Below are 23900 nucleotides of genomic sequence, written 5' to 3'. Positions count from 1 at the left end.
CGGGGAGCCCCCTTGCGCCGCTACTTCGCCCGCAAACTTCTGATCTACGCACTGACCTTCGTCGTCGCCGTCACCGTGAACTGGATGATCCCGCGCTTCATGCCGGGCGACCCGGTCGCCGCCATGGTGGCCCGGGCGCGGGTCTCGCAGCCCGAGGCCGTCGAGGCCATGCGCGCCTACTACAACAACCTGTTCGGCTTCGACGAGCCCGTCTGGCAGCAGTACCTGCACTTCTGGGGCGCCCTGCTGCAGGGCGACTTCGGGCTGTCCATCTGGGTGTTCCCCAAGCCCGTCGCCGACGTGCTGCTCGACGCGCTCCCGTACACGCTGGGGCTGATGATCCCGGCCGTCCTGCTCAGCTGGTTCGTCGGCAACTGGGCCGGGGCGCTGGCCGCCCGCCGCAAGGTGCTCGACAACACCGTGCTGCCGGCGGGCTACCTGCTGACCGCGATGCCGTACATGTGGATCGCCGTCATCCTCGCCTGGGCGCTGGGCTCCAAGGCGGGCTGGTTCCCGCTCTCCGGCGGCTACAGCCTCGACATCCAGCCGAACTGGTCCACCGCCTTCGCCGTCGACCTGCTCCAGCACTGGGTGCTGCCGTTCCTCTCGCTGTTCCTGGTCGCCCTCGGCGGCTGGGCCATCGGCATGCGCAACATGATCATCTACGAGCTGGAGTCCGACTACTCGTCCTACCTGTCGGCCCTCGGCGCACCGCAGCGGCTCATCCGCCGCTACGCCTTCCGCAACGCCGTCCTGCCGCAGATCACCGGCCTCGCCCTCCAGCTGGGCGTCCTGGTGGCCGGCGCCCTCGTCACCGAGATCGTGTTCGCGTATCCCGGGCTCGGCTCGCTGATCCTGGCCGCGATCCAGAACCAGGACTTCTTCCTGCTCCAGGGCGCGTTCCTCTTCATCGTCATCGGCGTACTGATCGCCAACTTCCTCATCGACGTCGTGTACGTCGTCGTCGACCCCCGGACCCGTACCGGCATGGCAGGAGGCCAGTCATGAGCACCGTGCCCGAACCGGCCGCCGACACCGGCCCCGTCGCGGGGCCCGCGGCCGTCGCGGCCACCCCAGGCCGGGAGACGCTGCACTACGCCGTGCGCAACCCCAAGCTCATCATCGGGTTCACCGTCGTCGTGCTGCTCCTGATCGTCGGCATCATCGGCCCGCCGCTGCTCGACAACGCCGACCCCAACGAGTACGTGGGCCCGCAGGCCGCGCCGCCCGACGGCACGTACTGGATGGGCACCACCACCTTCGGCCAGGACGTGTACGCGCAGTTCGTGCACGGGCTGCGCGCCACCTTCCTCGTCGGTGTCGTCGGCGGGGCCATCGCCGCCGTCATCGCCATGCTCGTCGGCTTCCTCGCCGGCTACCGCGGGGGAGCGGTCGACGAGATCCTCAACATGCTCACCAACGTGGTCCTGGTGCTGCCCGCCCTCGCCGTCCTGCTGATCATCAACGCCTACCTCGGCGTCCGCTCGGTGCCGGTGCAGGGCCTGTTCATCGGCCTCACCTCCTGGCCCTGGGCAGCGCGCGCGATCCGGGCGCAGACCTTCTCGCTGCGCACCCGGGAGTTCGTGGACCTCGCCCGGCTCAGCGGCAGCGGCACCTGGCGGATCGTCTTCCGCGAGATCGCGCCCAACATGAGCTCGTACCTCTTCATGATGTTCATCCTGCTCTTCGGCGGCTCCGTCCTGATCGCCTCCTCGCTCGACTTCATCGGGCTCGGCCCCACCGAGGGCGTCTCGCTCGGGATGATGCTGCAGAGCGCCCAGCAGTGGAGCGCGCTCCAACTCGGCATGTGGTGGTGGTTCGTCCCGCCAGGGGCCGGGATCACCGCGATCGTCGGCGCGCTCTACGTCGCCAACGTCGGCCTCGACGAGGTCTTCAACCCGAAGCTCCGGGAGGCCTGAGACATGACTTCCGACCGTGACCGATCTCGGGAAGGCCTGAGCACATGACCCTGACCGTGACCGATCTCCGGGTCCACTACCGCACCCTGCGCGGCGAGGTCCGGGCCCTGGACGGCGTCTCCTTCGACCTGGCCGACGGGGAGATCCTGGGCCTGGCCGGCGAGTCCGGCTGCGGCAAGACGACGCTCGGCAAGTCGCTCATCCGCCTCGACGGCCGGATGCGGCACGCGGGCGGCACCGTCACCCTCGACGGCGACGACGTGCCCGTCGCCGACGACCGGGCGATGAACGCCTTCCGCTTCCACCGGATCTCGCTCGTACCGCAGTACTCCATGAGCGCCCTCAACCCGACCCGCCGCATCGGACGCATGATCCGCGAACTCCTCGCCTCGCGCGGGGTCAGCGTGGACACCGCCGAACTGCACCGGCGCCTGGACCTGGTGGGCCTGGACCACGACGTCCTGAACCGCTATCCGATCGAGCTCTCCGGCGGCATGAAACAGCGCACCGTCATGGTGATCTCCACCCTCCTCGACCCGGCCGTCCTCATCGCCGACGAGGTCACCTCGGCCCTGGACGTCTCCACGCAGCGGGCCGTCGTCGGCGCGCTCACCGGGCTGCGCGACAAGGGCCTGGTCACCAGCATGATCTTCGTGACGCACGACCTCGGCCTCACGTCGCACATCGCCGACTCGATCATGGTGATGTACGCGGGCAAGCTCGCCGAGAAGGCGCCCACGAAGGTCCTGACGACCGCGCCCCGCCACCCGTACACCAAACTGCTGCTCGGCTCGCTCCCGGAGGTCGGCGCCCGGTACGCCGACAAGCCGCTCAAGGGCATCGCGGGCGCCCCTCCCTCCCTCCTGAACCCCCCGGCCGGCTGCCGCTTCCGCGACCGCTGCCCGCTCGCCGACGACGGCTGCGCCGAGGAACCCCCGGTCGTCGAGATCGCCCCCCGTCACTCCGTCGCGTGCTGGAAGGCCTGATGCTGACCCTCGACCACGTCACCAAGACCTACCGCGCCGGAGCCTTCGGCGGCGGTTCCGTCACCGCGGTGGACCGGGTGTCGTTCACCGCCGCACCCGGCGAAGTCGTCTCCCTCATCGGCGAGAGCGGCAGCGGGAAGTCCACCATCGGCCGGATGATCCTCGGCCTGACCGGCGTCAGCTCCGGCAGCCTCACCCTGGACGGCCGTCCCGTGCGCCCCGGCAAGGACTTCTACCGCCGCGTCCAGGGCGTCTTCCAGGACCCCTTCTCCTGCTACAACCCGGTCTTCCGGGCCGACCGCGTCTTCACCCTCGTCCGCCGCGCCTACCACCCGGGCGTCTCCGACAAGGACTGGTCCGACCGCGTGGAGAAGGCCGTACGCGACGTGCGCCTGGACCCGGGCCAGGTGCTCGGCCGCTACCCGCACCAGCTCAGCGGCGGCCAGCTGCAACGCCTGCTGATCGCCCGCGCCCTGCTGCTCGACCTCAGCTTCCTGGTCGCCGACGAGATCACCAGCATGCTCGACGCCTCCACCCGCATCGACGTCCTCAACCTCCTGGCCGTCCTCAAGGAACGCGGCCTCGGCGTCCTCTACATCACCCACGACCTGGCACTCGGCACCTACCTCGCGGAGAAGACCGTGGTGCTGCGCCGCGGCCGGGTCGTCGAACGCGGCGACACCCAGAAGGTGTTCGGCAACCCGCTCCACCCCTACACCCGCACCCTGCTGGCCGCCGTGCCCCGGCTCAACACCCCGTGGGACCCGCCGCAGCCGCTGGAGAGCTGCGCCTTCCACGAGGCGGGCTCGCCCGACAGCGACCTGTACGAGACCGAGCCGGACCACTTCGTGGCCTGCGCCCAGCTCCCCGACTGCGGAAGGACCCCCGCGTGACCCTTCGCCACCTGCCCCTGCACGACGGCTGGACCCTCACCGCCGAGGGTCCCGTGCCGCTGGGGCTCCCCACAGGGGGCGTGCCCGCCACCGTGCCCGGCTGTGTCCACACCGACCTGCTCGCGGCGGGGCTGATCGACGACCCGTACCTGGACGACAACGAGAACCGGCTCGGCTGGATCGGCCGCACCGACTGGACGTACCGGACCACGTTCGACTGGACGCCGGACGGGCACGACCACGCCGACCTGTGCTTCGACGGCCTCGACACCGTCGCCACGGTCCTGCTCAACGGCATCGAGGTGGGCCGGAGCGCCGACCAGCACCGCAGCCACCGCTTCCCCGTCCGCGCGGTCCTGGCGGAGGGGGCCAACACCCTCGACGTACGGTTCACCGCCCCGTACACCTACGCCGAGGCGCTGCGCGAGCGGCTCGGCGACCGGCCCGGCGCCTATGCGGAGCCGTACGCCTTCATCCGCAAGATGGCCTGCAACTTCGGCTGGGACTGGGGGCCGACGCTGGTGACCTCCGGCATCTGGCGGCCGGTCGCCCTGGAGACGTGGAGCGGGCCGCGGATCGCCTCGGTGACGCTGCTGCCCGACCTCGACGACGCGGGGACGCCGCGCCTCACCGTCAGGCTCGACGTCGACCGGTCGGGCGGGCAGGCCCTCGAAGCGGTGGTGGAGGCCGCGGGGGAGCGAGCCTCCTTCACCGTCCCCGCCGGTGAGGACCGCGCCACCACCACCCTGTCCGTCCCGGGCGCCGCGCCGTGGTGGCCGCACAGCCACGGCGAGCAGCCCCTGTACGACGTCAGCGTCCGGCTCGGCGAGGAGGTCTGGCAGGGCAGGACCGGCTTCCGCGGCGTCACGCTGGAGCGCGAGGCGTTCCGCTTCGTCGTCAACGGCGAGCCCGTCTTCGTACGGGGCGTCAACTGGATCCCCGAGGACTGCTTCCCCACCCGCCTCACCCGGCAGCGCATCTCCGACCGCCTCGACCAGGCGGTCGCCGCGGGCGTCAACCTGGTCAGGGTCTGGGGCGGCGGCCTGTACGAGAGCGACGACTTCTACGAGCTGGCCGACGAGAAGGGGCTCCTGGTCTGGCAGGACTTCCCGTTCGCCTGCGCCGCCTACCCGGAGGAGCAGCCGCTGTGGGACGAGGTGGCGGCCGAGGCCCGTCAGAACGTCACCCGCCTCGCCCCGCACCCCTCCCTGGTCCTGTGGTGCGGCAACAACGAGAACCTGGAGGGCCACGCCGACTGGGGCTGGCAGAAGGAGCTCGGCGACCGCACCTGGGGGTACGGCTACTACCACGAGCTGCTGCCCGCGATCGTCGCCGAGACCGACCCGACCCGCCCGTACTGGCCGGGCTCGCCCTACTCCGGCACCCCGGACGCCCACCCGCAGGACCCGGCACGCGGCACCATCCACGTCTGGGACGTGTGGAACCGGGCCGACTACCGCGCCTACGCGGACCGGGTGCCGCGCTTCGTCGCCGAGTTCGGCTTCCAGGGCCCGCCCGCGTACGCCACCCTGCGCCGCGCCGTCAGCGGCCCGCTGACCCCCGACGCCCCGCTCCTGGCCCACCACCAGAAGGCCGAGGACGGCAACGCCAAACTGCTCCGGGGCCTGGGCGACCACCTCCCGCAGCCGGGCGCGGACTTCGACGACTGGCACTGGCTCACCCAGCTCAACCAGGCCCGCGCCGTGGCGTTCGGCATCCGCCACTTCCGCTCCCACACCCCGTACTGCATGGGCACGATCGTGTGGCAGCTCAACGACTGCTGGCCGGTCGTCTCCTGGTCGGCCGTCGACGGCGACGGCCGCCGCAAGCCCCTCTGGTACGCCCTGCGGGCCGTGTACGCCGACCGCCTGATCGCCGTACGCGACGGTGCCGTGCACCTCGTCAACGACGCCCCCACGCCCTGGACCGGCACCCTCCTCCTGGCCCGGCACGGTCTGGACGGGACGGTGCTGGCCGAGGAGGAGATGGTGGTGAGCACGGCCGCGCGCTCGGTCTCCCGGGTCCCGCTGCCGCCCTCGGTGGCCGAACCGGCCGACCGGACCCGCGAACTCCTGGTCGCCCGCCTCGGAGACACCCGGGCCGTCGAGTTCTACGAGGAGGACACCCGCCTCGCGCTGGAACCGGCCCGGTACGACGTCACGGTGACGGAGAACGGGGGCGATGCGCCCGGCTACCGCGTCGAGGTGACGGCCCGCACCCTCGTGCGGGACCTCGCGCTCTTCCCCGACCGGCTGGACCCGGCGGCCGAGGTGGACGACATGCTCGTCACGCTGCTGCCCGGGGAGAGCAAGGTGTTCATGATCACAGGCGCGGTCCTGCCGGACCCGGACGCCCTGGGCGCCCGCCCGGTCCTGCGCTGCGTGAACGACACCATCGCCCGGTAGGGGTGGCGCGCCCCTGGCGATCGGTGGCGCGCGCCTGGCGAATCGGCTGTGTGGGTGCGGCGACTTTCCGTCAATTCGGATACGGGGCCGCCGCGCCCGCCATCCCGCCCAGGCGTGTGACTATGCCGTCCGCCTGTGCTGACGGACCCTCAAGAGATCAATAAAATAGGACAACATCGAGCCACTGTCCGTCTGCTCGGGGGGAGCCCCCGGATAGGGTCATGTGCCAACGCGGAGCCGCGCGCCAAGCCCGGATGGTGGAATGCAGACACGGCGAGCTTAAACCTCGCTGCCCCTCGGGGGCGTACCGGTTCGAGTCCGGTTCCGGGCACCACATGCGCGCACGGACGCGCACGGGGAAATGAAGCGACGTACGGGTGGAACGGCCGCCGGCGACCTGCCGAGTGGCCGCCGGTCGCGGGTGCGAGCAGGCGGAGAGGCACCCGTGGGCCGGCCGGCCGCGCGCCGACGCCTGCCGCCCTCCCGTGCGGCGGGCCGGACAAGCTCCGTCCTCGTGGTGGGCCCGTCCCGGGCTGGGCCCGGTGGGCCCCGGGCGGTGCCACCCCCGGCCGACCGCGTTTTCGAATTGGGACCGGAATTGGGCCCACGGGCCCGTGTGGCACCAGGCGCACCTCTCGTAGCCTCCCTGGCCTCAGGCCATACGGGGAGGACAAGCCATGCCGCGGACGAGGTATCGGGAGACCATACCCAGCAGCAGATGGGGTGACCGGGGAGCTACCGCGTTCGAGTACCTTGGCACGATTCTGGTCGTCGTGGCCCTCATCGGCGGGATGGCGGTGGCCGGCCTCGGCGGGTCCATCAGCAACCGGATCCAGTGCCTCGTCTCGTCGGTCGGGGGCGGCAGCGCCGGGTGCGGCGGCGGCAAGGGCGGCGAGGCGGGCGGTGATCCCAACGCCGAGTTCGAGCCCCTCACCTGTGCCACGGTGACCAAGGCCGGAACGCAGGGCGGCAAGTTCGGGGTGTCGTTCGAGACGCTCGGTGTCGAGTTCGGCGGCGAATTCGGTTTCGAGGAGACGACGACCAAGGCGAAGACGGACGTCAACAAGGACGGCAAGATCGACGAGCACGACGAGCAGGTCTCGCTCACCTTCACGGACGCCGGCTCGATCAAGGGCACGGAGAAGCCCAAGGCCCGCATCAAGATCGGTGACGTCGGCAAGGACAAGGTCGAGCTCGGCGCCGGCCTCACCGTCACCACGGGCGACACCTGGGTCTTCGACAGCCAGGAGGAAGCCGACCAGTTCCGCAAGGACCTCGAGGAGTACAAGAAGCTCAGCCGGCTGAACAAGCTGTCCAACCTCAGTCCGATCGTGGGCGGCTCCACCGAGATCGCCAGCTGGTTCGGCAAGGGGCCGAAGGCCAAGGAGAGCCGCCTCAAGCAGAACATCGAGGACAGGCTCGGCAACAAGCACATCACCACGCAGAAGATCAGCCTCGAGGTCGCCGCCCAGGCCGGTTTCCAGTTCGGCGCGGGCATGAACGCCCCCGACACGACCAACCCGGACGGCACGACCACGCCGGCTCCTAAGCCCGGAGCCACCATCGAGGCGGGCCTCAAGATCTCCGAGGCCCAGGAAGTCACCCTGACGCAGAACCACATCAACAACACCGACGCGTACACCTACCAGGCCAAGGCCACCGGCGGCGCGTACGCGAAGGGCGAGGCCGGTCCGGCGAAGGCGGGCGCGGAGGCCGCGGGTTCGGCGGCGGGCGCCATCACCGTCACGGTCGACAGCAAGACCGGCAAGGTGAAGAGCATCACGATGACGCGGACCCTGGAGGGCAAGGCCGAGGCCAACGCCGGTCTCAAGGGCGACGTCAACGGCAACACGAAGGGCGGCGGGACGACCACCCAGGTCATCACCACCACCGTCCCCCTGGACGACAAGAACATGTCCAAGGCCGAGTCCGACGCCATCAAGGCCCAGCTGTTCTCCGGCCAGGGGATGAACAGCGCCTTCACCTACCTCTTCACCGGGACGCCGGTGCCGACCAAGGACCCCGGTACGGGCGACCCGTTCGGCCACTACGCGTTCAATCACGGCCAGGTCAGCAAGCAGGAGTACGACGGCTCCTCCTCGTCCGACGAGATCGGTCTCGACATCAACCTGGAGATCGCCGGCATCAACGGCGCCTACACCACCTCCGAGTCGGAGAAGAACCTGACGAAGGCCGAATTCCTGGGGGCTCCCTCCGGAGGCCAGCGGGCGTTCTTCCCGTACAGCTACTGTGCCAAATGATCCACAGGGACAAGGGAGACGTGATCATGACCAAGCTTTCCGTCCGGCGGACGGTGCGGGCTGTCGCCGTCACCACCGCCGCCCTCACCGCCGGTCTGATGCTCGCCGCGTGCGGCGGCGAGGACGGCTCGGACCAGGCCGCGCCCGCCACCCCCAGCGGCTGGAAGAAGCTCGCGGGTCCCACCGTGTCGCTCGCCTACCCGGCCGGTCTCACCGAGCAGAGCAAGGCGGAGCGCGGCAAGCTCAACGACGCCGCCGCCCTGCGGAGCGAGGGGGACCGGCCGACCGTGAAGGTGTCCATCCAGAGCGGCTTCGCCAACGCCTCGACCGGGGACGACGCGGCCTCGGTGGGCCGGGCGCTCCTCATGGCGACCACCGAGGTGAAGAGCACGAAGGACGCGGACATCAAGGGTGCGAAGGATGCCAAGCGCATCGACTTCACCTACACCGGTACGGGTGTGCCGCAGTCGCCCCCGAAGGGCGCGACGGTCGACGGCGTGGTCATCACGGGCGTCGACTCCGAGGGAACGATCTACTCCGTCCGCATCGACGCCCAGAAGGGCAAGCTCAGCGACGAGGACCGGACGAAGATCGTCGACAGCATCCAGGTCAAGTAACGCCCGCACGCGGGCGACGACGAAGAGGCAGCCGCATGTCCCGATACGACGCACACCGCGGGTACGCCCCCGCCCCCGTCCACGACCGGCCGCGGCTGATGAACCTCATGCTGCCGTGGGCCGCGGGCATCGTGGTGACCCTGGTGACGCAACTGGCCCTCGCCGTGCTGGTCTGGGACGTCATCACGGGCGATGACGTCTCCACCATGGACTCACCGCTCCGCACCGTCCTGCTGCTGCACCTGCCGTCCGCGGTCTGCGTCGCGCTGGGTGTCTGGGCCGCCGCGGCCGTGCACCGAGGCGTGTCGCGGGAGTCGCGGGTGCGGCACTGCGTCGCCGCGTTCACCCCGGCCGTCGCCCTGCAACTGGTCGTCTTCCTCTCCCAGGGGAGCGACCTCACCGTCCTCACGTTCCTGGTGCAGTCGGTGGTCCTGGTGGTTGGCTGTGCGGTGGGTTTCCTCGTCGACAGGCTGCGCAACGGTTAGAAGGACTCCATGGACACGTCGCTCGTCATCACCGGTGTGGTCGCGCTGGTGGCGCTCAGATCCCTCGGCCGGACCGTCCGGCAACTGCGCGGCGCACGCTCGGGCGTGTCCGCGCCGGCGCGCTGCGTCCGGGTGTACGAGCGCGACACGGCGACGGGCTCGTCGGGCGACCGGCGGTCCTGGCACGTCTTCGCGTTCACCGCGCAGGACGGGCAGTGGGTCGAGTTCCGGAACGGCGGGAACAAGCGGTTCCACGAGGGCGCGCGGGTCACGGTCCGCTACGACCCCGCCGACCCGCACCGGACGGCCACCCTGGCCGGCAGCCCGCGCGCCGCGCTGACGGAGGGGGCCGCCTCCCTGCTCCTGATGGGTCTGGTGCTGCTGGTGTTCCTCACCGACTTCCCGGAGACGCTGTTCGACTGACCGGCTGTCCGCCGGTTGTCAGTGCCCCCTGCTGTGATGACGGGAGGAAGCGACGACGACGCACAGCGCGGAGGCGGCACAGTGGGCACGTGGGGCGCGGGCAACTTCGACAGCGACACGGCGGCGGACCATCTCTCGGAGCTGGCCGGCCGGCTGGTGACCGAGGTGACGGAGGCCATGACCGGCGATCCGGTGGGGATCGAACCGGACGAGTACGGGGGCGTGACCGTCCCCTGCAACCTGGAACTGCTGCTCGTCCTGGCCCGGCAGGGCTGGGTGGGCGTGACCCTTCCGTCGCCCGAGGTGATCCGGTCGTGGCAGAAGACGTTCCTGGCGGTGTGGGAGGCGACGATCGACGGCCTGGAGCCGGAGCCCGTGTACAAGGCCGAACGCAGGGCGGTGCTCAACGGGACGTTCGAGCGCCTGGCCGAGGCGTCGGCGACGGCGGGATAGCGGCAGCCGGCCGCGCGACGGCCTGCGGACGACCGGCGCGGACGGCCGCGCGTGTACGCGTACGAGCAGCCGAGGCCGTCCCCATGACAGGCCGCGAGCGGGGAAGCGACGGATGACTGATGACCTCACCATCGACGGGCCGCTGACCCGTCTGGTCCCGACGACCGACGCGGACCTGGACCTGCTCGCCGCGTGGTTCGCCACCCCGGCGTTCGTCGAGCACTGGGGCGGGGTGCGGCTCACGCGTGAGGTGGTGGCCGAGAAGTACGTGGGGCGGCGCCGGCCACGGGTGGGGTCGTACGTCGTGCGGGCGGAGGGCCGGCCGGTGGGGTACGCGCAGTACTGGCACGCCGCGGCGGACGAGGGGGGCATCGACCTGGTGCTGACGCCGCAGGCGCGGGGCCGGGGACTGGGGCCGGATGCCGCGTGCGCGCTCGTCACGCACCTCGGCTGGCGGCGCGTGACCGTCGACCCGGCGGCGGGCAACGCCCGTGCGGTGCGCGCGTGGGAGAAGGCCGGCTTCCGGCAGGTGCAGGCCGACGGCGGGCACCTCCTCATGGAGCGACGCCCCGACGCCACAACCGGTGGCTGATCTCCGGGTCAGGCAAGCGGGAGAGGGGGACAGCAGCCGCGTCGGCCGGCTCGACCCCGCCCGCGTGCCACGTGCGGCCGCACCAGGGGCGGCCCGCTCGCTCTGTGGCGGCCGCCCGTCCACGAAAAAGCGCTTGGGCGCGGATGGGGCGCACGGCAGAGTGACGTCATGACTGGAGCAGGCTGGGAGACCGCCCTCAAGAAGGACCTGCACGTGTACCTGCAGGACGCCCGCGACGCCTTCCTGTGGAAGCTGGAGGGACTGTCGGAGTACGACATCCGGCGGCCCATGACCGCCACCGGCACCAATCTGCTGGGCCTCGTCAAGCACGTCAGCGGGGCCGAGGCCTTCTACTTCGGTGAGGTCTTCGCACGGCCCGTGGACGCGCCCGCGCTCTGGATCGCCGGTGACGCCGAGCCGAACGCGGATCTGTGGGCGACGGCCGACGAGACGCGCGAGGAGACCCTCGCGTGCTACCGCCGGGTGTGGGCCCACTCCGACGCGACGATCGAGGAACTGGACCTCGACGCGACCGGTCTGCTCCCCGGGGGCGAGGGCAGGGAGCTCACGCTCCACCGGGTCCTCGTCCACATGGTCGCCGAGACGCAGCGCCACGCCGGGCACGCCGACGTCGTCCGGGAACTGGTCGACGGTGCCACCGGGCAGCGGGAGAAGGGGCGCAACATGGCCCCCGGCGACTCCGCGTGGTGGGAGAGCCACCGGGCCCGGCTGGAGCGCGTGGCCCGGGAGGCGTCGGCGGCACAGGGGCCACGTCCGACCGCCGAGGAGGAGAACGAGCCGGGCCTCCCGGGGGAGGACGCCGACGGCGCCGCGGCGGGCGGCCGCTGAGGCACTCCCGCGCAGACGTGCGTGTCCTCCCGCGCGGGGGCCGGCAGGGCGTGGCGCGGCCCCACGAGGGCAGACGCAGATGCGGCGCGTGGTGGCGTTCCGCCCCCGGGCCCGCAGGATGGACCGTGGCGGGAAAGATCCTCCCCTGGCACTAGGGAGATTGTTTTGCCTAGCCATTACTCTTATGGGAAGGCCACGCTGGGTGGCCATGGAGGAGTGAGATGAGGAGCAGCAACCCGGTCTTCTCGCGACGGGGCTTCAGCCGCGACAACGGTTACGCGGGCTTCAACGCGGCGCCGCAGGCCGGGGCCCCCGCAGCGGGTGCCAACCCGTACGCGCAGGGCACCGCCCCGAACCCGTACGCGACCAACCCCTACGCCCAGCAGGACACCCAGTACGGCGCCCCGCAGGCGCCGGCGCGCTCCGGTGCGATGACGATCGACGACGTCGTCACCCGCACGGCGACCACGCTGGGCACGGTCGTGCTCGGCGCCGCGCTCGCCTGGGCCCTGCTGCCCGTCGACGAGGCCAACCTGGGCAAGTCGTACGGCATCGCGATCGGCGCAGCGCTGATCGCCTTCGTGCTGTCGCTCGTCCAGTCGTTCAAGCGCACGCCCGTTCCCGCGCTGATCATCGCGTACGCGGCCTTCGAGGGTGTGTTCCTCGGAGTCATCTCCAGCGCGGTCAGCACGTACATCGGGCCGGGCGTCGTGATGCAGGCGGTGATGGGCACCATGTGTGTCTTCGCCGGTGTCCTGCTCGCGTACAAGATGCGCTGGATCCGCGTCACCCGCCGGTTCTACGGCTTCGTGATGGCCGCCGCCATGGGCTTCATGCTCCTGATGGTGGTCAACCTGCTGTTCGCCGTGTTCGGCGGCGGTGACGGTCTGGGCTTCCGCAGCGGCGGCCTCGGCATCCTCTTCGGTGTCGTCGGCATCGTCCTCGGCGCGTGCTTCCTGGCGCTGGACTTCAAGCAGGTCGAGGACGGCATCGCGTACGGCGCTCCGCGCGAGGAGTCCTGGCTGGCGGCCTTCGGCCTCACCATGACCCTGGTGTGGATCTACCTGGAGATGCTGCGCCTGCTCTCCATCCTCAGCGGCGACGACTAGTCCCCGACGACGGATACGTGAAACGGCCCGCAGGCTCCGACGAGGAGCCTGCGGGCCGTTCCCGTCGCGCGAGACGCGAACGGGCCTGCCCGCGAGGACGGGGCAGGGGCTGCTCAGAGCAGTTTGCGGGCCGCTCTTCTCAGGTCGTACTCGTGGATGAGTGCCTTCGCGTGTCCGTAGGCGAGGTCGTGCTCGCTCCGCAGCCAGCTGACCTTCTCCTCGAAGCGGAGAGCGGGGCCGTCCTCGACGGTGCGGAGCCAGTCGGAGATCTCACGACCGGTGCAGTGCGGGATTCTGGAGAGCAGGTTGCGATGGGTCTCTTCGGAGAAGACTTGGGACATCGGCGCCTCCGACGCGTTGTGCGCGTTGCTGGTCCTTCCCGACACCGTGCCCGAGCATCGGGCCGTTGGCAACCATCCGGGCGGGGCGCGTAGGGTCGCGGAGTGCTCGATACGACGCCTCTGATCACCGCCGTGGACCGATTCGCCGACCGGCTGCGCGCCGCCCCGCAGAGCAGACTGCAGCGGGGAGCGGCGGCTGAGGGCCTGGCCGCGGCCAGGGAACTCGCGGTGCGGGCCCAACGCGCCGAGGCGCCGGGCAGGGAGCCGCGGCTCATGCCGGACGCCGGGATCTTCGCCATCGGCGACCAGCTCGCCGTCGCGGGGCGGGACCTGGCCGTGGCACTGGAAATGGCCCCGTCCGTGGAGCTGGACGAGGCCGTGCGGTTCGTCGAGGAAGCGGCCGCGCGGGCGTTCGCTTAGCCGGTACGCGCGGGAAGTCCGCGCTGTCCTGGGGCAAGGGGAGGCGCGGTGCCCCGGGGTGGGGCCGGAGACCGGTCCGCGGGCTAGAAGCTCGCGATGACGCGGTCGGCCAGTATGTAGACGTTCTCCTTGCCGCACGAGAAGGTCAGCGCGTACGCGCCGGAGACGCCGGATCCGCCCAGGAGCACGGGGTGCTCGCCGGCCCGCAGCGACGCGGCCAGCTGCTCGGCCGTCTCGCGGTGGCCGGGGGTCATACAGAGCGTGGTGCCGTCGGCGAAGACGTACACGTCGAGTGTGCCGAGCGGGCCGGGGCGCACGTCGGACAGTTCCGTCCGGCTGTCGGCCAGCTCCTCCAGGCGGTTCACCGTGCGCTCGTGGTCGGTGACGACGGGCGTCTGCACCGGCACGAAGTCCGGGTGCGAGGGGTGACGGCGGCGCGCCGCCGCGAGCTCGGGGGAGTCCTCGGCGAACTCGGCCGTCTCCGGAAGTTCGGCCATGTCGGCCAGCTCCGTCAGCTCGGCCAGTTCCGTCAGTTCCTCGAACGCCTCGGTGGCGTCGAGGTCCATGGACTCCAGCCCGGCGAAGTCGCTCTGGCGCGGCATGAAGAACGGCGCGTCCTCGCCGAGCCCGGCCAGGCCGCCCAGCAGGGACGGGGCGTCCGCGGCGTCACGTGCCTCCTGCGTGGCCCAGAAGGCCCGGGCCTCCGCGAGCTCCCGCTCCCGCTCCTCGGCCAGCGCCTCGGCGACGGCCGCGCGTATTTCCGCGGCAGGTGTGGCGTCGTTACGGCTCTGAGCGGGTACAGCGGCACTGAGGGCGCGGTCGTCGGCCAGCTCCCTCCGCAGGGCGGCTACCTGCTGACGCAGCCCGTGAGCGGCGTGCAGAGCGGCAGCGCCCACGGCCGTGGCAGCGGCGGTGGTCAGCAACAAGGCAAGAGGCATGGCGCTCACTGACATACTCCCGGTTTCAATCGATCCCCCGACTTCCTACATCAGCTTGTCCCCCACCGGCACCCTGTGTCAGTGCATTACGTCACGAATTGGACAGGTCTTTGGGCCCGGGGCCTTCCCCTGGTGCACGTGTGACCTGCGGGAATGAGTCTCCCCCAGGAGATAGGTCACATCCTGGGGGAGATTCGGTCACGGTCGGGGCTCGGAACCGGCCACCTCATCCGGCCGCAGGGCCTGGAAGGCGGCGTGCGCCCGGCGGACGCCGGTGACCGGTGACCCGGTGGATCCGGAGGGTCACGAAAAGCCGTGACCCGTAGGGGCGTTCGCGCCGGTCCGGCCCCGCGACCGCCCGGCTCAGCTCAGCCGCTCGATCACCATCGCCATGCCCTGGCCGCCGCCCACGCACATGGTCTCCAGACCGAACTGCTTGTCGTGGAACTGCAGGCTGTTGATCAGCGTGCCGGTGATCCGCGCGCCGGTCATGCCGAAGGGGTGGCCGACGGCGATGGCGCCGCCGTTGACGTTGACCTTGTCCAACGGCAGACCCAGGTCGCGGTAGGAGGGGATCACCTGGGCGGCGAACGCCTCGTTGATCTCGGCCAGGTCGATGTCGTCGATCGTCAGACCGGCGCGCTTCAGCGCCTGCTTGCTCGCCTCGACCGGTCCGTAGCCCATGATCTCGGGCGAGAGGCCGGAGACGCCGGTGGACACGATCCGGGCCAGCGGGGTCAGGCCCAGCTCGCGCGCCTTGGTGTCGGACATGATCACGAGGGCGGCGGCGCCGTCGTTGAGGGGGCAGCAGTTGGCCGCGGTGACCAGACCGTCGGGGCGGAAGACCGGCTTCAGGCCCTGCACGCCCTCCAGGGTGACGCCCGCACGCGGCCCGTCGTCCTTGGAGACCACCGTGCCGTCCGGGGTCGTCACCGGGGTGATCTCACGCTCCCAGAAGCCGTTCTTCAGGGCTTCCTCGGCGAGGTTCTGCGACCGTACGCCGAACTCGTCCATGTCCTGACGGGTGACGCCCTTGATCCGGGCCAGGTTCTCCGCGGTCTGCCCCATCGCGATGTACGCGTCCGGGACCAGGCCGTCCTCGCGCGGGTCGTGCCAGCTCGCACCGGACTCCTCGGCGCGGGCCGCGGTGCGGGCCTCGGCGTCGGCGAAGAGCGGGTTGCGGGTGTCCGGCAGGCTGTCGGAGTTGCCCTTCGCGAAGCGCGACACCATCTCGACACCGGCGGAGATGAAGACGTCGCCCTCCCCGGCCTTGATGGCGTGCAGCGCCATGCGGCTGGTCTGCAGGGAGGACGAGCAGTAGCGCGTGACCGTACAGCCGGGAAGGTGGTCCATCCCCATCTGCACGGCGATGATGCGGCCCAGGTTGTTGCCCTGCTCGCCCCCGGGGAGACCGCAGCCGAGCATCAGGTCGTCGATGTCCTTCGGGTCCAGCTCGGGGACCTTGGCGAGGGCGGTCTGGATGATCGTGGCGGTCAGGTCGTCCGCGCGCAGGTCCTTCAGCGAACCCTTGAAGGCCCGGCCGATGGGCGAACGGGCAGCAGAGACGATCACGGCTTCGGGCATCACGCGGCTCCATGAGGGCTGGAAGGCTGTCTGGCAGGACTGCTCTGGAAGTTACCCGGACGTACTGCTGAGGTCACCCGACGGGGCGTGTGATGCGGGCCTCTTTTCTAAGCAACCGCTCAGTCCGCTGCCGGCGGGGGCCGTACGGCGCTTGCGGCGACCGGCCGGTTCGCCGTCGCGGGAACCGTACGGCGTCCTCGGCGACCGGCCGGTTCGCCGTCGCCGAGGACGCGCCACGTCCTCAGGCGGGCCGGGAGGAGGTGTCCGTGCCGGTGCCCGGGTGCCGCTCCACGCGTGTCGAGCCGCCCGGCTCCCCGTGCGGCTCCGGATGCGCATGCGGATGCGGGTGCGGGTGCGGCTCCGTGGCCGCGGGCAGGCGCCGCCGCCTGCGGTGCTTGAGGAGCGCCCAGGGGGCCCGGGCCCCGGTGACCTCCGTACCGGCCTCCCTGGCCGCCTGGGAGGCCGCCTTGGCCACCGGCAGCATGTCCTCGCGCCGGGCCCCGTCCAGACGGTCGGTCTCCGGCCACAGCCCGAGCACCGCGCAGAGGGTCGGCAGGACCGCCATCGCCGCCGTCGCGTAGCCCTCCGCCGACGGGTGGTAGTTGTCCGGGCCGAACAGCTCCCGCGGGTTCGCCTCGAACTCCGGGCCCAGCAGGTCGCCCAGCGACACCGTGCGCCCGCCCTGCTCGACCGATCCGATCGTCTGCGCCGCCGCCAGCTGCCGGCTCACCCGCCGGGCCAGCCACCGCAGCGGCTGGTAGACCGGCTCGATCGTGCCCAGGTCCGGGCAGGTGCCCACGACGACCTCGGCGCCCGCCGTACGCAGTCTGCGCACCGCCGTCGTCAGACAGCGCACCGACTGGGTCGCGGGCATCCGGTGCGTCACGTCGTTCGCCCCGATCATGATCACGCAGACGTCCGGAACCCGGGACGAGTCCGTGAGCAGCAGCGAGACCTGCCGCTCCAGATCGTCCGACCGCGCGCCCGGCTGCGCGACGTTGCGCAGGTCCACCGGCCGCTCCGACACCGCCGCGAGCCCCGAGGCGAGCAGCGCCCCCGGGGTCTGCCCGGCCCGGCGCACCCCCTGTCCGGCCGCCGTGGAGTCACCGAGCAGCCCGAGCCGCAGCGGATCCGACGGGCCGGCGAACGCCACCCCGTAGCGCCCGTCCGCACTCGGCGGGACCGGGGCGGTACCGCCTCCCACCTGCCGCTTCGCCAGCTGGACCTCCGCCAGCAGGACGCCTACCGCCGCGGCGCCCAGCAGCCCGACGCTGCCACCGCCGTAGGCCGCGCCCGCCGCGATCCGCCGTGCCACCCTCGCCCTCGACACAGTCCGGTCCACCTCCTCGTCGCCTTACGGCCTCACCGCGACCGCCCGTGGCATCGCGGCCGTGAAGTCGTCACCGCCGTCCACAGAGCTAACTGCCCCCAAGTGACCGTCGTTCAATCGCTTCGCCCAATCTCGTGCCCGTACGCATACTCTTGCGGCACCATCTCGGAGACCCCGGAGTACACGGTGCAATTCCACGATTCGATGATCAGTCTCGTAGGCAATACCCCGCTGGTGAGGCTGCGCAGTGTCACGGCCGGCATCCAGGCGACGGTCCTGGCCAAGGTCGAGTACTTCAACCCCGGCGGATCGGTCAAGGACCGGATCGCCCTGCGCATGATCGAGGCCGCCGAACAGAGCGGCGAGCTGAAGCCCGGAGGCACGATCGTCGAGCCGACGAGCGGCAACACGGGCGTCGGCCTCGCGATCGTCGCGCAGCAGAAGGGCTACAAGTGCATCTTCGTCTGCCCGGACAAGGTGTCCACGGACAAGATCAACGTGCTGCGCGCCTACGGTGCCGAGGTCGTCGTCTGCCCGACGGCGGTCGACCCCGAACACCCGGACTCGTACTACAACGTCTCCGACCGGCTGGTCCGGGAGACGCCGGGAGCCTGGAAGCCCGACCAGTACTCCAACCCGAACAACCCGCGCTCGCACTACGAGACCACCGGTCCCGAACTGTGGGAGCAGACGGACGGGAAGATCACCCACTTCGTGGCGGGGGTCGGTACCGGCGGCACGATCAGCGGCACCGGCCGCTACCTGAAGGAAGTCAGCGGCGGCGCCGTCAAGGTCGTCGGCGCGGACCCGGAGGGCTCGGTCTACTCCGGCGGCTCCGGACGGCCGTATCTGGTCGAGGGCGTCGGTGAGGACTTCTGGCCGTCGGCGTACGACCGGACGGTCACCGACGAGATCGTCGCCGTGTCCGACAAGGACTCCTTCCAGATGACCCGCCGGCTCGCCAAGGAGGAGGGGTTGCTGGTCGGGGGTTCCTGCGGCATGGCGGTCGTCGGCGCCCTGGAGGTCGCGAAGCGGCTCGGGCCCGAGGACGTCGTCGTCGTCCTGCTGCCGGACAGCGGCCGCGGCTACCTGAGCAAGATCTTCAACGACGAGTGGATGGCGGACTACGGCTTCCTGGAGGACACCGGCCCGTCCGCCCGCGTCGGTGACGTCCTCGACTACAAGGACGGCCCGATCCCGACGCTCGTCCACATGCACCCCGAGGAGACCGTCGGCGAGGCGATCGACGTCCTGCGCGAGTACGGCGTCTCGCAGATGCCGATCGTGAAGCCCGGCGCGGGCCACCCGGACGTCATGGCCGCCGAGGTCATCGGATCGGTCGTCGAGCGGGAGCTGCTGAACGCCCTCTTCGCCCAGCGCGCCTCGCTCTCCGACCCGCTGGAGAAGCACATGTCGTCGCCGCTGCCGCAGGTCGGCTCCGGTGAACCGGTCGAGGACCTGATGGCGGTGCTCGGCGGCACGGGCGCGGCGGACGCGGCGATCGTGCTGGTGGAGGGCAAGCCGAAGGGCGTGGTCAGCCGGCAGGACCTGCTGGCGTTCCTCGCCAAGGACGCGGGGGCCGCCCCCGCCCAGCCGTAGGCCGGCCGCGGCACGGGTCGCGCCGGCCGGCCGCGGCGCGGGCTTCGCGAAAACGGTACGAGCGCGACACGTACCCGCAGCACCGGCTTAACACGGCTCGGGCAGATTGATGGGTGCCGGCAGGGAAACCCGCCGGCACCCCTACGGCGACACGGACTACGGAGCGGCTCCCGGACCTCCACCGTCGCCCGGACGCGGGGACCGGCCCTGACCCGGACCCGTGTCCTTCGCGGGGACCGCCGTCGTCCCGCCCCCTGGGAAACCGGGGGTGCGGCGGTCCCCGCGACACACCTCTATGCGCGCAGACCGCGCGCCCCTTCCTCGTCCCCGTCCTGCGCGTGCGGCGCGGCCGCCCAGCTCGCCAGCAGGGCGATGCGCTCCGCCGTCCGCGAGCCGGGCTCCGGGGTGTAGACCACCAGCGACTGATCGGGGTCGCCGGGCACGCCGAGCGTCTCGTACGGCAGCGTCAGCCCGCCCACGACGGGGTGGTCGATCCGCTTGACGCCGTACGTCTTCGCCTTCACCTGGTGGTCCGCCCAGAGCCGGCGGAAGTCCTCGCTCTTCAGGGACAGTTCGCCGACCAGGGTGGCGAGCTGCCGGTCATCGGGGTGGAGCCCCGCGTCCAGTCGCAGATACGCGACCGTCTCCGCCGCCACGGCGGGCCAGTCCGGGTACAGCTCGCGCGCCGCCGGTTCCAGGAACGTCTGCCGCGGCATGTTCCGCTCTGCGGCGGCCATGCGGGAGAAGCCGACGACCGCGTCCCCCAGCGCGTTCCACGCCAGTACGTCCATCCGGCGGCCGAGGAGGAAGGCGGGCGTCCGGTCGAGCGAGTCCAGGAGCAGCCGCAGCCCCGGCCGCACCCGCTGCGCGGCGGGCCGCGTCGCCGTACGCGGCGCGGGGCGCGCCACCGTGCGCAGGTAGGCGTGCTCCGTCGCGTCCAGCCGGAGCACCCGGGCTATCGCGTCGAGCACCGCGTCCGAGACGCTGGGACCCCGCCCCTGCTCCAGCCGGATGTAGTAGTCGACGCTCACCCCGGCCAGCTGGGCGACCTCCTCGCGCCTGAGCCCGGGGACGCGCCGGCGGCCGTACGAGTTCAGCCCCACGTCCTCGGGCTGGATGCGGGCACGTCGTGAGCGGAGGAAGTCTCCGAGGTCGCCGTCCATGCGGCTGATCGTAGAAGACCCGGCCGATTTCCAGCCTGGTACTGCCGGACCCAGGAAAGACGCATCCCTGGGTGGCCGCCGCGCGCCGTCGCAGAGTGGGGGCCAGGCCGGGGAAACGCCCTGGCGGCATCACCTCAAGGAGTACGGACATGTCGTACGCGACGCTCGCAGGCCGCACCGCCGTCATCACCGGAGCCGCCAGCGGCATGGGGAACGCGACCGCCCGGCTGCTCGCCGCCCAGGGAGCCAGGGTGGCGCTGCTGGCCCGCCGCGCGGAGCGGCTGGAGAAGCTCGCCGCCGAGATCATCGCCGCGGGCGGCCAGGCCCTCGCCGTGGCCACCGACGTCACCGACCAGGCGTCCGTGGACGCCGCCGCCGAGCGGGTGCACGCGGAGTTCGGCCGGGTGGACCTGGTGGTCAACGCGGCCGGGGTGATGCTGCCCAACCCCGTGGACGCGGGCCGGGCCGACGAGTGGCAGCGGATGCTCGACACCAATGTGGCCGGGGCCCTGCGCGTCATCCGGGCCTTCACCGGCGACCTGGTGGCCGCCGCGGCCGAGGGCCGCACGGCCGACCTGGTCAACATCTCGTCGATCGGCGCGCACGTCACGTTCCCCAACTACGCGGTGTACGGGGCCACGAAGGCCGCGCTCACCTACCTGTCGGCCTCGCTGCGCACCGAACTCGGCCCGCGCGACGTCCGCGTGACGAACATCGAGCCCGGCCTCACCGACTCCGAGCTGGCCGGACACGTCGACAACGCGGAGCTCAGCGGCCAGCTCGACGGCATGTTCGAGGCGCTCGGCGGGCTCGCCAGTGACGAGATCGCCGACCTGATCGCCTACACGACCAGCCGGGCGCGCCACATCAACCTGCGCCACGTGGTCGTCCTGCCGACCCGTCAGGCCTAGGCCCGGACGGCTCAGTCCTCCCAGTCGGACGCCGTCCGCCGCTCGTTCTCCCGGCGCCTGAACAGCCGCCCGCCGTGGGCGGCCTGGAAGGCGTTGACGCCGACGATGCCGAACCAGGCCACGACGAGGCCCTTGATCCCCGCGTTCGCGACCCCGATGGCGGACAGCGGGATCGCCAGGACCATCGAGATGATCCCGAACCCGAACCGCTCACCGAAGTGCCCCAGCGGCTGCTCCGGAGGGCGCGAGCCCCGGGCCACGACGATCTGCTGCTCCGCGAGATGTCGTCGGACCCTGCGGTCGAGCGTGCCGTCCAGCCGCTGCTCGACCTTCTCCAGAAATGACTCGACGAGCGCGGTCTCGTACTCGGCCCCCAGCTCGCTGCGGGCCTGCAGGGTCGCCTTGAGTTCCTTGTTGAGCTCGGTGTCGGGTGCGTCCATGGCCCCACGGTACGCACCGGGGGCGGCCGGGTCAGTGGGGCTAACCCCCCTGTTTTCGGCGGGGACGGGCACAGAAGGGCACAGAAGGAAGCCCGCGACATTCCGGTCCCGCCGAGCGGGCCGTGGCACCCGGTCCCCAGGGCGGGCCCGTCGGCTGAGCCGGTGTCACCGGCCGGTCAGGCGAGGCCCTTGAGCACACGGGTGCCGGGCCGGCGGGCCAGCCACCAGGCGGAGGTGAGGTGGACGCCCGCCGAGAGCGTCCCGCCGACGGCCATGCCGGCGATCCCCTGGTCGAGGCCGATGTACACGTCACCGAGCTGCGCGACCCCGGCCACGGCGAGGACCGGTACGAGCGCGCTCCGCTCACCGCGCAGCAGGTACACCAGCGCGGCGGCCAGCGGGACGGCGCGGACCGCGTACGCCTGGGCGTACATCCGCAGTCCGGCCGTCGGCTCGATGCCGGCCGGCAGGACGAGCGTGGGGTGCAGCACCCCGACGACGGCCGCGGCGGCCGAAGCGGCGGCGACAGCCGCGTTGAGACCGAGCACCATGCGTCGCATTCCGTCACCTCGTGAATCATTAAATCAATGAATGATTGGCCGATGATATGGTGCGGAGCGTGAAGGATGTCAAGCAGGACAAGCTGACCGGCACCCTGGCCTTCCGGCTCGGCATGCTCGGCTCGATCACCGCCGACCTCTTCGCCGAGCGGATCGCCGTCCACGGGCTGAGGCCCAAGCACGCCGGGCTGATGGCGCTGCTGGCCAGCGGCGCCGCGGCCTCGCAGCAGGAGATCGCCCGCACCATGGGAGTGACGCCCAGCCTGGTGGTCGGTCTCGCCGATCACCTGGAAGAGCTCGGTGCGGTCGGCCGTGAGCGCGACCCCGGCGACCGGCGCCGGCAGGTCCTCACGCTCACCGCCCGGGGCAGGGAACTGCTCGCCCTGTGCACCTCGGCGGCGCACGCCATCGACGAGGAGCTGACGGCCGGACTCGACGACGCGCCCCGCGCGGCCCTGCGCGAGGCCCTGGACGTGCTGGCGGCGAGGGCCGGCCTGCCCGGATAGTCCGCCGGAAGCGTTTGCATATGGACATGCAGACGCCTTGCTGGCTGAATGAATCCGTCGGTGCCGGGTCTCGGCGCGAACGGTCTACCGAGGGGACAGGATGAGCGGGAACAGCCCGGCCGCGCGGTTGCAGCAGCTGTTCGAGGGACGCAGGCTCACGCCCACCCAGCGGCGCATCGCGCACTCGATGGTGCGCAGGGCCGGCGACGCCCCGTTCCTCTCCAGCGTCGAACTCGCCGAACTGGCCGGTGTCAGCCAGCCCTCCGTCACCCGCTTCGCGGTCGCCCTCGGATTCGACGGCTATCCCGCGCTGCGCAAGCACCTGCGCGAAGTGGCCCCGGGCGGACCCGTCACGGGCGGCGAGGAGGACACGCACAACGAGTACCAGCAGGCCGTGCTCGGCGAGATCGAGAATCTGCGCCATCTCGCCGGACTGCTCGCCGACCCCGGACCCGTCGAGCGGGCCGGCCGGCTCCTCGCCGCCTCCCGGCCCCTGCTCGTGCTCGGGCTGCGCGCCGCGTCCTCCCAGGCGCGCGGCTTCGGCTACTTCGCCGCCAAGGTGCACCCCGACGTCCGGGTGCTCGACGAGGGCGGCAGCATGCTGCACGACCGCATCGACGCGGCCCGGCGGGCCGGGGCGGGCGCGCTGATCTGCTTCGCGCTGCCGCGCCACCCCCGCGAGGTCGTGGACGCCCTCGCCTACGCGCGCGCCCAGGGGCTGACCGTGGTCTCCGTCGCGGACTCCGCCTTCGCCCCGGTGGCCGCGCACAGCGACCTGCTGATCCCGGCGGCCGTCGGGACGGGGCTCGCCTTCGACACCGCCTGCGCGCCGATGCTGCTCGGGCGGGTGCTGCTGGAGGCCATGTGCGACCACCTGCCCGACGCGCAGGCCAGGCTGGAGGAGTTCGACGCGCGGGCGGCGGCGCGGGGTCTGTTCGTCGAGTGAGCGCGGGGCCCCTGCGGGGTGCGGGGTGCTGTGGTGCGGGGTTCCGTCCTCAATCGCCGGACGGGCTGGATTTGTGCGGGTTCCCCGCGGGGTCCCCTGCGGGGCGCTTCTGCTTGGTGGGTGGGGGTGGGGGCCCTCCGGGCAGACTCCTCAAAAATGGCGTGTGCACC

At 71.6% G+C, this 23900-nt stretch carries 25 protein-coding genes and 1 tRNA gene; 19 read left to right on the top strand and 7 right to left on the bottom strand.

Annotation, left to right across the window (positions count from 1 at the left end):
* The first annotated feature begins 12 nt into the window (after positions 1-12).
* The 14 genes from ABZ454_RS05490 to ABZ454_RS05425 all read left to right on the top strand — a co-directional run bounded on the left by ABZ454_RS05490 (position 13) and on the right by ABZ454_RS05425 (position 12992).
* On the top strand, positions 13-1008 hold the full coding sequence (locus ABZ454_RS05490) for an ABC transporter permease (protein ID WP_359536205.1): 996 nt from the start codon (positions 13-15) through the stop codon (positions 1006-1008).
* The gene (locus ABZ454_RS05485; protein ID WP_359536204.1) at positions 1005-1919 is read left to right on the top strand and encodes an ABC transporter permease; all 915 of its coding nucleotides are present in this window, start codon (positions 1005-1007) and stop codon (positions 1917-1919) included. Before ABZ454_RS05490 ends, ABZ454_RS05485 begins: the two co-directional genes overlap by 4 nt.
* Before the next feature lie 44 nt (positions 1920-1963).
* The gene (locus tag ABZ454_RS05480) at positions 1964-2905 is read left to right on the top strand and encodes an ABC transporter ATP-binding protein (protein WP_359536203.1); all 942 of its coding nucleotides are present in this window, start codon (positions 1964-1966) and stop codon (positions 2903-2905) included.
* Positions 2890-3798, top strand: coding sequence for an ATP-binding cassette domain-containing protein (locus ABZ454_RS05475; RefSeq protein ID WP_359536202.1), 909 nt, complete (start codon positions 2890-2892; stop codon positions 3796-3798). The genes ABZ454_RS05480 and ABZ454_RS05475 overlap by 16 nt, the downstream gene beginning before the upstream one ends.
* The gene (locus ABZ454_RS05470; protein WP_359536201.1) at positions 3795-6203 is read left to right on the top strand and encodes a glycoside hydrolase family 2 TIM barrel-domain containing protein; all 2409 of its coding nucleotides are present in this window, start codon (positions 3795-3797) and stop codon (positions 6201-6203) included. Before ABZ454_RS05475 ends, ABZ454_RS05470 begins: the two co-directional genes overlap by 4 nt.
* 248 nt (positions 6204-6451) lie before the next feature.
* Positions 6452-6537: transfer RNA gene (locus ABZ454_RS05465), tRNA-Leu, on the top strand.
* 343 nt (positions 6538-6880) lie between these two features.
* Positions 6881-8464 carry a hypothetical protein gene (locus ABZ454_RS05460; RefSeq protein ID WP_359536200.1) on the top strand — a complete coding sequence of 528 codons (1584 nt, stop codon included), beginning with the start codon at positions 6881-6883 and terminating at the stop codon, positions 8462-8464.
* A gap of 26 nt (positions 8465-8490) precedes the next feature.
* On the top strand, positions 8491-9081 hold the full coding sequence (locus tag ABZ454_RS05455) for a hypothetical protein (RefSeq protein WP_359536199.1): 591 nt from the start codon (positions 8491-8493) through the stop codon (positions 9079-9081).
* 35 nt (positions 9082-9116) lie between these two features.
* Positions 9117-9566 carry a hypothetical protein gene (locus tag ABZ454_RS05450; RefSeq protein ID WP_356326011.1) on the top strand — a complete coding sequence of 150 codons (450 nt, stop codon included), beginning with the start codon at positions 9117-9119 and terminating at the stop codon, positions 9564-9566.
* Between the two features lie 9 nt (positions 9567-9575).
* Positions 9576-9989, top strand: a complete 414-nt coding sequence (locus ABZ454_RS05445; protein ID WP_356326014.1) for a DUF3592 domain-containing protein — start codon at positions 9576-9578, stop codon at positions 9987-9989.
* Positions 9990-10070: 81 nt separating this feature from the next.
* Entirely contained in the window at positions 10071-10442 is a 372-nt protein-coding gene (locus ABZ454_RS05440; RefSeq protein ID WP_359536438.1) for a DUF4259 domain-containing protein, read from the top strand.
* Between the two features lie 112 nt (positions 10443-10554).
* Entirely contained in the window at positions 10555-11034 is a 480-nt protein-coding gene (locus ABZ454_RS05435; protein WP_359536198.1) for a GNAT family N-acetyltransferase, read from the top strand.
* 168 nt (positions 11035-11202) lie between these two features.
* Positions 11203-11883 (top strand): DinB family protein, encoded by a 681-nt coding sequence (locus ABZ454_RS05430; protein ID WP_359536197.1) that lies wholly within the window; start codon positions 11203-11205, stop codon positions 11881-11883.
* A gap of 221 nt (positions 11884-12104) precedes the next feature.
* On the top strand, positions 12105-12992 hold the full coding sequence (locus tag ABZ454_RS05425; RefSeq protein WP_359536196.1) for a Bax inhibitor-1/YccA family protein: 888 nt from the start codon (positions 12105-12107) through the stop codon (positions 12990-12992).
* 113 nt (positions 12993-13105) lie between these two features.
* On the opposite strand, the gene ABZ454_RS05420 is transcribed toward ABZ454_RS05425, so the two are convergent.
* The gene (locus ABZ454_RS05420) at positions 13106-13333 is read right to left on the bottom strand and encodes a DUF4287 domain-containing protein (protein WP_356319971.1); all 228 of its coding nucleotides are present in this window, start codon (positions 13331-13333) and stop codon (positions 13106-13108) included.
* 102 nt (positions 13334-13435) lie between these two features.
* Between ABZ454_RS05420 and ABZ454_RS05415 the strand changes: the two genes are divergently transcribed.
* A complete protein-coding gene (locus ABZ454_RS05415; protein WP_359536195.1) occupies positions 13436-13753 on the top strand; it encodes a hypothetical protein in 318 nt (105 codons plus the stop codon).
* Positions 13754-13836: 83 nt separating this feature from the next.
* On the opposite strand, the gene ABZ454_RS05410 is transcribed toward ABZ454_RS05415, so the two are convergent.
* The 3 genes from ABZ454_RS05410 to ABZ454_RS05400 all read right to left on the bottom strand — a co-directional run bounded on the left by ABZ454_RS05410 (position 13837) and on the right by ABZ454_RS05400 (position 17590).
* Complete coding sequence (locus ABZ454_RS05410; RefSeq protein WP_359536194.1) at positions 13837-14691, bottom strand: hypothetical protein; 855 nt, start codon at positions 14689-14691, stop codon at positions 13837-13839.
* A 363-nt stretch (positions 14692-15054) separates the two neighbouring features.
* The gene (locus ABZ454_RS05405; RefSeq protein ID WP_359536193.1) at positions 15055-16275 is read right to left on the bottom strand and encodes an acetyl-CoA C-acetyltransferase; all 1221 of its coding nucleotides are present in this window, start codon (positions 16273-16275) and stop codon (positions 15055-15057) included.
* 241 nt (positions 16276-16516) lie between these two features.
* A complete protein-coding gene (locus ABZ454_RS05400; protein ID WP_359536437.1) occupies positions 16517-17590 on the bottom strand; it encodes an SGNH/GDSL hydrolase family protein in 1074 nt (357 codons plus the stop codon).
* Between the two features lie 201 nt (positions 17591-17791).
* Here ABZ454_RS05400 and ABZ454_RS05395 point away from each other — a divergent pair, with 201 nt between their 5' ends.
* Positions 17792-19204, top strand: coding sequence for a cystathionine beta-synthase (locus ABZ454_RS05395; RefSeq protein ID WP_356319979.1), 1413 nt, complete (start codon positions 17792-17794; stop codon positions 19202-19204).
* Between the two features lie 293 nt (positions 19205-19497).
* On the opposite strand, the gene ABZ454_RS05390 is transcribed toward ABZ454_RS05395, so the two are convergent.
* Positions 19498-20367 carry a helix-turn-helix transcriptional regulator gene (locus ABZ454_RS05390; RefSeq protein WP_359536192.1) on the bottom strand — a complete coding sequence of 290 codons (870 nt, stop codon included), beginning with the start codon at positions 20365-20367 and terminating at the stop codon, positions 19498-19500.
* A 149-nt stretch (positions 20368-20516) separates the two neighbouring features.
* Here ABZ454_RS05390 and ABZ454_RS05385 point away from each other — a divergent pair, with 149 nt between their 5' ends.
* Positions 20517-21278 (top strand): SDR family oxidoreductase, encoded by a 762-nt coding sequence (locus ABZ454_RS05385; RefSeq protein ID WP_359536191.1) that lies wholly within the window; start codon positions 20517-20519, stop codon positions 21276-21278.
* Positions 21279-21289: 11 nt separating this feature from the next.
* On the opposite strand, the gene ABZ454_RS05380 is transcribed toward ABZ454_RS05385, so the two are convergent.
* Together ABZ454_RS05380 and ABZ454_RS05375 are read right to left on the bottom strand one after the other, a co-directional pair.
* On the bottom strand, positions 21290-21718 hold the full coding sequence (locus ABZ454_RS05380) for a hypothetical protein (protein ID WP_359536190.1): 429 nt from the start codon (positions 21716-21718) through the stop codon (positions 21290-21292).
* Between the two features lie 176 nt (positions 21719-21894).
* Positions 21895-22278, bottom strand: a complete 384-nt coding sequence (locus ABZ454_RS05375; protein ID WP_359536189.1) for a hypothetical protein — start codon at positions 22276-22278, stop codon at positions 21895-21897.
* Between the two features lie 59 nt (positions 22279-22337).
* Between ABZ454_RS05375 and ABZ454_RS05370 the strand changes: the two genes are divergently transcribed.
* Both ABZ454_RS05370 and ABZ454_RS05365 read left to right on the top strand, forming a co-directional pair.
* Positions 22338-22784, top strand: coding sequence for a MarR family transcriptional regulator (locus tag ABZ454_RS05370; protein WP_359536188.1), 447 nt, complete (start codon positions 22338-22340; stop codon positions 22782-22784).
* Between the two features lie 100 nt (positions 22785-22884).
* A complete protein-coding gene (locus ABZ454_RS05365; RefSeq protein ID WP_359536187.1) occupies positions 22885-23730 on the top strand; it encodes a MurR/RpiR family transcriptional regulator in 846 nt (281 codons plus the stop codon).
* The last annotated feature ends 170 nt before the right edge of the window (positions 23731-23900 follow it).

It is taken from the genome of Streptomyces sp. NPDC005803, assembly GCF_040630435.1.
GTDB lineage: Bacteria > Actinomycetota > Actinomycetes > Streptomycetales > Streptomycetaceae > Streptomyces.
Note: the sequence above shows the minus strand (reverse complement) of the source record. Positions and strands in the feature narration are given on the sequence as shown.

Excerpts from the sequence above, each read along its gene's own strand:
- ABZ454_RS05430 (WP_359536197.1), top strand. The coding sequence starts at position 11,203 with ATGACTGGAGCAGGCTGGGAGACCGCCCTCAAGAAGGACCTGCACGTG.
- ABZ454_RS05380 (WP_359536190.1), bottom strand. The coding sequence starts at position 21,718 with ATGGACGCACCCGACACCGAGCTCAACAAGGAACTCAAGGCGACCCTG.
- ABZ454_RS05375 (WP_359536189.1), bottom strand. The coding sequence starts at position 22,278 with ATGCGACGCATGGTGCTCGGTCTCAACGCGGCTGTCGCCGCCGCTTCG.
- ABZ454_RS05390 (WP_359536192.1), bottom strand. The coding sequence starts at position 20,367 with ATGGACGGCGACCTCGGAGACTTCCTCCGCTCACGACGTGCCCGCATC.
- ABZ454_RS05425 (WP_359536196.1), top strand. The coding sequence starts at position 12,105 with ATGAGGAGCAGCAACCCGGTCTTCTCGCGACGGGGCTTCAGCCGCGAC.
- ABZ454_RS05435 (WP_359536198.1), top strand. The coding sequence starts at position 10,555 with ATGACTGATGACCTCACCATCGACGGGCCGCTGACCCGTCTGGTCCCG.
- ABZ454_RS05385 (WP_359536191.1), top strand. The coding sequence starts at position 20,517 with ATGTCGTACGCGACGCTCGCAGGCCGCACCGCCGTCATCACCGGAGCC.
- ABZ454_RS05450 (WP_356326011.1), top strand. The coding sequence starts at position 9,117 with ATGTCCCGATACGACGCACACCGCGGGTACGCCCCCGCCCCCGTCCAC.
- ABZ454_RS05485 (WP_359536204.1), top strand. The coding sequence starts at position 1,005 with ATGAGCACCGTGCCCGAACCGGCCGCCGACACCGGCCCCGTCGCGGGG.
- ABZ454_RS05460 (WP_359536200.1), top strand. The coding sequence starts at position 6,881 with ATGCCGCGGACGAGGTATCGGGAGACCATACCCAGCAGCAGATGGGGT.
- ABZ454_RS05405 (WP_359536193.1), bottom strand. The coding sequence starts at position 16,275 with ATGCCCGAAGCCGTGATCGTCTCTGCTGCCCGTTCGCCCATCGGCCGG.
- ABZ454_RS05410 (WP_359536194.1), bottom strand. The coding sequence starts at position 14,691 with ATGCCTCTTGCCTTGTTGCTGACCACCGCCGCTGCCACGGCCGTGGGC.
- ABZ454_RS05445 (WP_356326014.1), top strand. The coding sequence starts at position 9,576 with ATGGACACGTCGCTCGTCATCACCGGTGTGGTCGCGCTGGTGGCGCTC.
- ABZ454_RS05365 (WP_359536187.1), top strand. The coding sequence starts at position 22,885 with ATGAGCGGGAACAGCCCGGCCGCGCGGTTGCAGCAGCTGTTCGAGGGA.
- ABZ454_RS05420 (WP_356319971.1), bottom strand. The coding sequence starts at position 13,333 with ATGTCCCAAGTCTTCTCCGAAGAGACCCATCGCAACCTGCTCTCCAGA.
- ABZ454_RS05455 (WP_359536199.1), top strand. The coding sequence starts at position 8,491 with ATGACCAAGCTTTCCGTCCGGCGGACGGTGCGGGCTGTCGCCGTCACC.
- ABZ454_RS05480 (WP_359536203.1), top strand. The coding sequence starts at position 1,964 with ATGACCCTGACCGTGACCGATCTCCGGGTCCACTACCGCACCCTGCGC.